The 8,615-nt window shown below is 70.0% G+C and carries 12 protein-coding genes; 5 read left to right on the top strand and 7 right to left on the bottom strand.

Going from position 1 to position 8,615, the window contains the following annotated elements:
• Positions 1-201 precede the first annotated feature (201 nt).
• Positions 202-777 (top strand): GNAT family N-acetyltransferase, encoded by a 576-nt coding sequence (locus E1286_RS43655; protein ID WP_132622749.1) that lies wholly within the window; start codon positions 202-204, stop codon positions 775-777.
• Here the strand turns inward: E1286_RS43655 and E1286_RS49660 are convergent.
• Positions 768-1,160, bottom strand: a complete 393-nt coding sequence (locus E1286_RS49660; protein ID WP_132622747.1) for a hypothetical protein — start codon at positions 1,158-1,160, stop codon at positions 768-770. The genes E1286_RS43655 and E1286_RS49660 overlap by 10 nt on opposite strands.
• A 20-nt stretch (positions 1,161-1,180) precedes the next feature.
• Between E1286_RS49660 and E1286_RS48570 the strand changes: the two genes are divergently transcribed.
• The gene (locus E1286_RS48570) at positions 1,181-1,600 is read left to right on the top strand and encodes a hypothetical protein (RefSeq protein ID WP_165970183.1); all 420 of its coding nucleotides are present in this window, start codon (positions 1,181-1,183) and stop codon (positions 1,598-1,600) included.
• A 356-nt stretch (positions 1,601-1,956) separates the two neighbouring features.
• Here the strand turns inward: E1286_RS48570 and E1286_RS51585 are convergent, their stop codons facing one another.
• The 4 genes from E1286_RS51585 to E1286_RS43630 all read right to left on the bottom strand — a co-directional run bounded on the left by E1286_RS51585 (position 1,957) and on the right by E1286_RS43630 (position 4,958).
• On the bottom strand, positions 1,957-2,079 hold the full coding sequence (locus tag E1286_RS51585; protein ID WP_165970185.1) for a DUF4158 domain-containing protein: 123 nt from the start codon (positions 2,077-2,079) through the stop codon (positions 1,957-1,959).
• Between the two features lie 67 nt (positions 2,080-2,146).
• Positions 2,147-3,409, bottom strand: coding sequence for an alpha-amylase family glycosyl hydrolase (locus E1286_RS43640; protein ID WP_132622743.1), 1,263 nt, complete (start codon positions 3,407-3,409; stop codon positions 2,147-2,149).
• Positions 3,410-3,481: 72 nt separating this feature from the next.
• Positions 3,482-3,937, bottom strand: a complete 456-nt coding sequence (locus tag E1286_RS43635) for a VOC family protein (RefSeq protein ID WP_132622741.1) — start codon at positions 3,935-3,937, stop codon at positions 3,482-3,484.
• A gap of 97 nt (positions 3,938-4,034) precedes the next feature.
• A complete protein-coding gene (locus E1286_RS43630; RefSeq protein ID WP_132622739.1) occupies positions 4,035-4,958 on the bottom strand; it encodes an AEC family transporter in 924 nt (307 codons plus the stop codon).
• Between the two features lie 226 nt (positions 4,959-5,184).
• On the opposite strand from E1286_RS43630, the gene ctaD reads away from it, so the two are divergent.
• The 3 genes from ctaD to E1286_RS43615 are packed head-to-tail and all read left to right on the top strand — an operon-like array spanning position 5,185 to position 7,489.
• Positions 5,185-6,858: an aa3-type cytochrome oxidase subunit I gene (gene ctaD / locus E1286_RS43625; protein ID WP_132622737.1), complete on the top strand. Its 1,674-nt coding sequence runs from the start codon at positions 5,185-5,187 to the stop codon at positions 6,856-6,858.
• 5 nt (positions 6,859-6,863) lie between these two features.
• Positions 6,864-7,103 carry a DUF3040 domain-containing protein gene (locus tag E1286_RS43620; protein WP_165970184.1) on the top strand — a complete coding sequence of 80 codons (240 nt, stop codon included), beginning with the start codon at positions 6,864-6,866 and terminating at the stop codon, positions 7,101-7,103.
• A 53-nt stretch (positions 7,104-7,156) separates the two neighbouring features.
• Positions 7,157-7,489, top strand: a complete 333-nt coding sequence (locus E1286_RS43615; protein ID WP_132622733.1) for a YnfA family protein — start codon at positions 7,157-7,159, stop codon at positions 7,487-7,489.
• Here E1286_RS43615 and E1286_RS43610 read toward each other — a convergent pair whose 3' ends face one another.
• Positions 7,490-8,251 carry a PIG-L family deacetylase gene (locus tag E1286_RS43610; protein ID WP_132622731.1) on the bottom strand — a complete coding sequence of 254 codons (762 nt, stop codon included), beginning with the start codon at positions 8,249-8,251 and terminating at the stop codon, positions 7,490-7,492.
• Positions 8,252-8,429: 178 nt separating this feature from the next.
• Positions 8,430-8,615 (bottom strand): hypothetical protein (locus E1286_RS49655; RefSeq protein WP_223190901.1); only part of this gene is annotated, 186 nt, incomplete at its 5' end.

Raw genomic sequence — 8,615 nt, 5'->3', positions numbered from 1 at the left:
ACCCCGCCTGCCCTGTGACACCCGACCAATCCCGCCCCGGCCTCCGGGCCCACTTGATTTTCAGGACGCGGGTTTCCGGGAGCCCTGGTCGCTTCGGTGTCCTGTCGGTTCCTGTAGGGCGATCGCCGCGTCGTTGTCGGAGACGTCGTCCGCAGTAATTCGTTTGTGTATCACCACAGCCCGCTGTCAGTATGAGGGCCCATGCGTCACCCTCTTGACACGCTGGACTGGCCGATTTCCACCGAGCGGCTGCTGTTGCGCCGCGCTGCCCCCGACGACCTGGACGCGACCTGGGCCTTCCGGCAGCTGCCGGAGACTCACGAATGGGTCACGGCCGCCACAGAGACCTACGACGACTACCGTGAGCGTTTCCTCCGCGAGGAGCGGCTCGTAGACCTGCTCATCGTCGAACTGGACGGCCGGGTGATCGGCGACCTGACACTGAAGGTCCAGGACGGTTGGGCCCAGGAAGAGGTCGCTGACCAGGCGAAAAGCGTCCAAGGAGAGCTCGGGTGGACGCTCGATCCCTCCTACGGCGGCAAGGGCTACGCCACCGAAGCGGTACGCGCCCTCATCGACATCTCCTTCAAGAGTCTTGGCCTGCGCCGCCTGCACGCGGACTGCTTCTACGACAACGAATCCTCGTGGCGGCTGATGGAGCGGGTCGGGATGCGCCGCGAACAGCACACGGTGAGAGACTCACTCCACCGCACCAAGGGATGGCTCGACGGTCTCTCATACGCGCTCCTGGCCGAGGAATGGCCCGCTCACGAGTGATTACGGCGGAGACGCTTGGGAGCCCTCGCCGGGACGAAGATCACGCAGTCACTCATGCACGCGGCCGCTCTCCTGCCGGCGCTGCGGCTGGAACCCAAGGACGCCACCGCGCCGGCACGGCTCAGTGCGTGGGTGAAGCGCCATTCGGCCCGCCCGTCGTCGTTGGCGTCCGGGGGGTGAGCCAACGCTATGCGCGGGCACTGACAATCTACGGGCGCCGGCGGGCGGCCCCGCTGCAACGCCTCGCTCTTGAACTCCGTGGCGTTGTCGGTGAAGATCTCGCGCGGCTTGCCACTCATCGGCCAGGCCGCGTTCACCCCGAGCCGTCCCAGCCACGGCCGTTTGTCGGCCGCCATGTGCGCCAGGCACAACCCCACCGACAACGGCCTTCTCGATCATCACCGTGCTGTTCCCGCTGATCTTCGGCTTCACCGCGGGGTTCCCGTTCGTCGGCGCGGCCAGCGCGTTGATGGCCGCCGCGACCTGCGCCAACTCCTACGGCCAAGACGGCACGGCACTCTGGCTGACCCTGACGGTGCCGGGCAAGGAGAAGGCCGACGTCCGTGCCCGCCAGCTGGCGTGGCTGACCGTCTTCGGACCGCTGACGCTGGCGCTGACACTCGCCTGCTGCCTGCTGCACGGCGACGCCGCCCTGGTGCCGTGGGCGCTGGCCGCCACCCTCGCCGCGCTCGGCGGCGGTTCCGGCCTGCTGGCATGGGTCTCCGTCGTCGCCCTGGTGCCCGGCCCATCAAGCTCAGCGGCTCGCAGGACAAGGTTTGGTTCCTCGCCCTGCACGTACCCGAACCGTGGCAGTGGCCGGTGATCGTCGTCATGGTCGCGATCGGACTCGCCGGCTTCTGGGCCGCCTACCAGGTGTACCGGGCGGAGAAGAGCAGGCAGCCGGTCCCGGAGCCGGGACAGAGCTAGCAGCACCCTTGCCCCACACTTTCGAGGACTTGATCAGGCGAGAGAGGGACGGCCTACCTGACGACGGGGCCTTGGCCCAGGCCCGATGCGCGCCGTCCTGCCAGGCGGACGCGCACCGGCCCCTACCGCGATCATGAAGCTAGGCCGGGTCGCCTGCCTCCGGAGCTTGCACAGCGCCGCCGAGCGAAAGGCGCTTGGCCACATCCAGCCGTACCTCGCCGTATGGCTGGACGTGCTGCCAGAACAGCGGGGTCAGCCCGTGTAGAACTTCAGCAAGATCGCGAAGCCGAGTCGAGTGGCGTCGCGCTTTCCGGCGATCAGGTCGCGCTCTTCGTCGAGGATCGTCCAGTGCTCGACCAGCTCGTCGATGTGCATCGGGGGTGCTTCATGACCAACCGGCATTGACCAGGCAAGTCACAACAAGATCAACTCCGTTTGGGACTCATGACACGTTTATTACCGGGCCCCGAGTAGTGAGGACGCGCCAGCCGTGGGCGGGCACCAGAGCCGGATCGCCGTCGTCGCCCGCGGCCCATGGGCCGTCGTCCGGCAGCGGGAAACGGTACGGGTTGTCGTCCAGGTTGAGGAGGGTGAGCAGGGCCGGCCCGCCGGCGCTGGTGTGCAGGGCGGCGGTGCGGTTGTCGAGGTGGGTGACCCGCGTGCGCGCCCTGGCCAGCCACGGGTGCCGTCGCCGCAGCGCGATCAGCCGCCGGTGCAGCTCGAAAACCTCCCGCCCCGAGCCGTCCAGCTCGGCGGGGGACGCCGGGAAGGCGGGGCGGACGGCGTCGTCGCCGCCCTCGCGTTCCTCCTTGACCCCGCGCAGGCCCAGCTCGTCGCCGTAGTAGACGCTCGGCACGCCGCCCACGGTGAACAGCACCGCCAGGGCGTGGCCAAGATGACGCGGGTCGTCCAGACGGGTGGCCAGGCGGGTGACGTCGTGGTTGCCGGCGAAGGTCAGCGGGGCGAAGGTGGCGAGCAGGTCGTCGTGCCTGCCCAGGGCGTGCGCCAGCTCGTACAGGTTGCGGTCGTTGAGCGAGCTCCAGATGGCCTTCCACAGCTCGTACTGGGTGACGGAGTCGAGGCCGGAGCGGGTGACGTAATCGGCGTAGTCGCCGTGGATGACCTCGCCGACGAACCACGCCTCGGGGTGGCGGGCCCGCACCTCCGGCAGCACCGCGCTCCAGAACTCGGGCGGCACGGCGTAGGCCGCGTCGAGCCGCCAGCCGGACGCGCCCCTGCTCAGCCAGTGGTCCATGACCGAGACGACGTGCCGCCGCACGGCCTCCTGCCCGTGGTCGAGCGCGACCAGGCGACCATGCCCCTCGAAGGTGTCGTACGCGCCGTCCGGCCCCTTCCTGAGCCACCGGTGGTCCCCGGCGAACGAGCGGCCGACGTGGTTGAACACGCCGTCGAGCACGATCCGCAGGCCGTGCTCGCGGGCGCGGGCGACCAGGGAGTCGAAGTCGGCGTCGTCGCCCAGGCGCGGATCGAGGGCGAAGTGGTCGACGGTGTCGTAGCCGTGCGTCTCGGCGGCGAAGACCGGGCCCAGCATGAGGGCGGTGCAGCCCAGCTCGGCGGCGTGGCCGAGCCACGCCTCGAGGTGGCGCAGCCGATGGCGTACGGGACCGCCGGCCGCGCTGGGCGCCCCGGTGAAGCCAAGTGGGTAGACGTGCCAGAACACCGTCCGCTCAGCCCATGACGCCATGGGATCACGGTAGTGGGTCGCCTCCGGGCCCGTGGGCGGGGGCCTGGCCGGCCAGGCCCCCGCCGAGCGTGGTCAGACCCCGGCGGCCTGCTCCAGCGCCTTGATGTCGATCTTCTGCATGCCCATCATCGCCTGGGCGGCCCGCTGGGCGGTGGCCGGGTCGGGGTGGGTCAGCAGCTCGGACAGGCGGCGGGGGATGATCTGCCACGACAGGCCCCAGCGGTCCTTCAGCCAGCCGCACTGCGAGTCCTCGCCGCCCTCGGTCAGCCTGGCCCACAGCTCGTCGACCTCCTCCTGCGTCTCGCAGTCGACGTACAGGGAGACCGCCTCGGTGAACCGGTACGTGGGACCGCCGTTGAGCGCCAGGAACCGCTGGCCGGCCAGCTCGAACGTGACCATCATGGCCGGCTCGCCGTCGCCGCGGCGCTGGACCTCGACGATGCGGGAGTCCGCGAACAGCGAGGTGTAGAAGGAGGCGGCCTCCTCGGCCTGGTTGTCGAACCACAGGAACGTGGTGATCTTCTGCATGGCGTGTCCCTCCATGGGGCGTCGCTCGTGGTGTTCTCGTCAACGCGTCGAACGCCCGGGCGCGGAATCGACACCGTGCCGGAGAAATTTTTCCGGGTCAGCCGAGAACGGCTCCGATCGCGGTCATGATCGGGATGGACAGGCCGGTGGTCAGCAGAATCGTCCCGCGTGCCATGCGCCGGCCGGTGTCGTAGGTGACGGCGTACACGTAGATGTTCTGGGCCGTGGGCAGGGCGGCGAACAGGGTCGCGGCCAGCAACTGGGTGCCGTCGAGGCCGAGCAGGAAGCGGGCGGTCACGTACGCGACGGCGGGCTGGGCGAACGCCTTGAGCGCGGCGGCCAGGGCGATGTCCTTGCCGACGCCGGCCTCCTCGGGGGCGGCGGGGGCGCTGCGGGAGCCGTACAGACTCAGGCCGTAGGCCAGCAGCGCGACGGGCACGGCCGCGCCGCCGAGCAGCTCGATCGGGCGCATGACCGTGACCGGCAGCGAGATCCCGGCGAGCGCGAACGCCAGGCCCAGCAGGGAGGCGACGGTGAGCGGGTTGCGCAGCGGCAGCAGCAGCACCGCCCGCGCCGAGCGGGAGCCCTTGTCCAGGATGAGGAAGGCGCCCGGGGTCAGCACCAGAAGCTGGAAGAGCAGGATGGGCGCGACCAGGGCGGCGTCGCCGAGCACGTACAGCGAGATGGGCACGCCCAGGTTGCCGGCGTTGACGTAGGAGGAGGCGAGCGCGCCGATCGTGGCCTGCCGGGTGCCGCGCCGCCAGGCCAGCTTCGCCACCAGCACGAACACGAGCTGGGTGCAGATCACCGCGATGACCTCGGTCAGCAGCACGGGGGAGAGCAGCGCCGCCAGGTCGGCGCGCGAGACGGTGGCGAACATCAGCGCCGGGGTGGCCACGAAGAACGCGAGGCGCGACAGCACCAGCTCGTCGCTGGCCCGCAGCACCTTGACGGCGCCGATGACGTAGCCGAGCACGGCGACCGACACCAGGGCGGCGAACGCCGCGACAACCCCCGACAACCCCATACCTCCCGAACTGGACGTTTCAGGAGGTTATCGGAGCGCATCCGGAAAGGCTCATCCCGGTACGACCAGGAAACTCCGGGACAGTCGGGGCTTGTGGGACGGTTGCCTGAAGTGGGGCATATCACCTGAGAGTGACGGGTAAGGCACACATCGTAGTGGCGCTGACCTGCCAGAGCACCTTCCGGGGAGGAGCGCCGGCGGCACCACAGGGGGATCTCCGGTGAGCATCGACGAATCACGCGCGGACGAGCCGCTCACATCCGCGGCGGCGCCGCTCAGGGCCGGCCGCAAGGGGCGGTTGCTGGCGAACTGGCTGTCCACCACGGACCACAAGGTGATCGGCTACCTGTACCTGATCACCTCGTTCGTGTTCTTCGTCATCGCCGGCATCATGGCCCTGATCATCCGGGCCGAGCTGGTCCACCCGAACCTGCAGCTGGTGAACGCCGAGCAGTACAACGCGCTGTTCACCATGCACGGCACGATCATGATGCTGCTGTTCGCCACTCCGCTGTTCGCCGGCTTCGCCAACGTCATCATGCCGCTGCAGATCGGCGCGCCGGACGTGGCCTTCCCCCGGCTGAACGCGGTGTCGTACTGGTTGTTCCTGTTCGGCGGGCTGATCACCGTCTCCGGCTTCCTGACGCCACAGGGAGCGGCGAGCTTCGGCTGGTTCGCGTACACGCCGCTGTCGGACGCGATCTTCACGCCGAGCATCGGCGGGGACCTGTGGGTGATGGGCCTGTCGCTGGCGGGCGTCGGCACGATCCTCGGCTCGGTCAACTTCATCACGACGATCATCTGCATGCGGGCGCCCGGTCTCACCATGTTCCGCATGTCGATCTTCACCTGGAACATCCTGCTGACCAGCACGCTCGTGCTGATGGCGTTCCCGGTGCTGGCCGCCGCGCTGCTGGTCCTGGAGGCCGACCGCAAGCTCGGCACCCACGTCTACGACCCGGCCAACGGCGGCCCGATGCTCTGGCAGCACCTGTTCTGGTTCTTCGGCCACCCCGAGGTGTACATCATCGCGCTGCCGTTCTTCGGCATCATCACCGAGGTCATCCCGGTCTTCAGCCGCAAACCCATCTTCGGGTACGTCGGCCTGGTCGGAGCCACCATCGCCATCGCCGGCCTGTCGATGACGGTGTGGGCGCACCACATGTTCGGCACCGGGCTGGTGCTGCTGCCGTTCTTCTCCTTCTTCACCTTCCTCATCGCGGTGCCCACCGGGGTGAAGTTCTTCAACTGGACCGGCACCATGTGGCGGGGGCACCTGACGTTCCAGACGCCGATGTTGTTCGCGGTCGGATTCCTGATCACGTTCCTGCTGGGCGGGCTGACGGGCGTGATCCTGGGCTCGCCGCCGCTCGACTTCCACCTCACCGACACCTACTTCGTGGTGGCCCACTTCCACTACGTGGTGTTCGGCACGGTGGTGTTCGCCATGTTCGCCGGGTTCTACTTCTGGTGGCCGAAGATGACCGGCCGGATGCTGAACGAGGGCCTCGGCAAGCTGCAGTTCTGGATGTTGTTCATCGGCTTCCACACCACGTTCCTCGTCCAGCACTGGCTGGGCGTGGCCGGCATGCCGCGCCGCTACGCCGACTACAGCGCCGTCGACGGCTTCACCGACCTGCACCTGATCTCCTCGATCGGGGCGTTCATCCTGGGCGCCTCGACGCTGCCGTTCTTCTTCAACGTCTGGTACAGCGCGCGGCGCGGCAAGAGGGTCACCATGGACGACCCCTGGGGATTCGGCAACTCGCTGGAGTGGGCCACGAGCTGCCCGCCGCCCCGGCACAACTTCACCAGCCTGCCGCGCATCCGTTCCGAACGGCCCGCCTTCGACCTGCACCACCCGCATGCCGGCGGGGCCGCGGGAACGGAGTGACGGCCGTGGGGCTCTCGCGTCAGGAGAAGCAGATCCTGGCCGCGATCGAACGGGAGCTGCGGCGCGGCGGATCACGGCTGGCCCGGCGCCTGGAGGAGTTCACCGCCAGGGCCGAGCGGGAGGGGCCGCAACGGTTCGCCGCCCAGGCCAGCAGGCGCGAGCTGCTGGCGGTGCTGTGCGCGGTGCTCCTGACGTCGGCCGCCCTGACCCTGGTGGTGCTCCTCGCCGGCGACGCCCCCGCCTGAGCCGGTGCGGGCTCGACCTCGGCCCACCCTGAGGCTCCCCTAAGGTGAGCCGCATGACCGTGCTGCGCTCGATCGCCCTGTTCGTCCTGGCCGCCGTCGCGGAGATCGGCGGCGCGTGGCTGGTCTGGCAGGGCTGGCGCGAGCAGCGCGGCCTGCTGTGGATCGGCGCCGGAGTGCTGGCCCTGGCCGCGTACGGGTTCGTCGCCACCTTCCAGTCCGACCCGCACTTCGGGCGCATCCTGGCCGCGTACGGCGGCGTCTTCGTCGCCGGCTCGCTGGCCTGGGGCATGGTCGTGGACGGCTTCCGCCCCGACCGCTGGGACGTCGCCGGCGCGCTGATCTGCCTGGTGGGCGTGGCGGTGATCATGTACGCCCCGCGCGGCTAGTCAGCCGAGCGTGACCTCGGCGTCGCCGGTGTAGGACACCCGGCGGTACCACTCGTTGCCCAGCAGTTGCGCGCGGGCCGGCTCGGGCAGCGAGGTCAGCAGGGTCATCGAGGCGCCGCGGCCGACCTCCGACTCGTGCGCGTGCATGGCCGCCCACTTGCGCCCCGCCCACGCCGCCACGTCCAGATGGGCGCCGATCTGGTCGTCCGGGACACCGGGCAGCGCCTGGCCGGCCGGCGGGTCGTCGCCGAAGACCGCCCGCCAGTGCGAGACCACGACCGAACGCGGGATCGTCGCCAGGTAGACCGCGCGCGGCCGCCACGGCTGGCCGGCCTCCGGGTAGAGCTGGTCGTACCCGGCCGCCTCGGCGGCGGCCAGCGTGAGCCGGTGCGCGTGCACGTGGTCGGGGTGGCCGTAGGAGCCGTAGCCGTCGTAGGTCAGCACGATGTCGGGCCGTACGTCCCTGATGTGGGCCACCAGGCGGCCGATCGCCTCCTCCAGCGGGACGTCGAGGAATCGGGGCCGGCCGGGGGCGGACTCGGGCTTGCGCGCGTCGGCGTAGCCGAGCAGGCGCGGCTCGCCGGCTCCGAGGATGGCGAGGGAGCGCTCCAGCTCGCCGGCGCGTACCGTGCCCTCGGCCCAGGTGCAGGTGACCACGGCGGTTCTGGCGCCCTCGTCGGCGTAGCGGGCGAGGGCGCCGCCCGTCCAGACGGCCTCGTCGTCGGGATGGGCGTGTACGCACAGAAGGCCGAAGTCCGCCATGATCTCCCCGTTTGCTCCCGGTAGATGGCCGATCATCGTAGCGAAGCGCGCGCGGGCGCAGCATGCCGTGAGAAGATCGAGATCATGATTGGACTGCCTGGCACAGGCCGTCGAGGCGCTGCCGCCTGCCCGACGGCCACCGACCCGTCCTCGACGCCCACCATGAGGGCGGGTACGGTCACGTGCTGAGCATGCCGCGAACCGACCCCCCCGGCGCGGCGACGGCCGTCCTGGACGCCTTACCGGTGTCTTCGCCGGAGCGGCCGCCACCCAGCGCCGTCGAGCCCTCAGACCAGCTCCCAGACCAGCCCTCAGCCCAGCACCCCAGCATGTCGCCGAGGAACACCGTGACAGAACCTTCCCC

It is taken from the genome of Nonomuraea terrae, assembly GCF_004348995.1.
Classification (GTDB): domain Bacteria; phylum Actinomycetota; class Actinomycetes; order Streptosporangiales; family Streptosporangiaceae; genus Nonomuraea; species Nonomuraea terrae.
The sequence above is the reverse complement of the archived record's forward strand: the minus strand, read 5'-3'. Positions and strand labels throughout refer to the sequence as shown.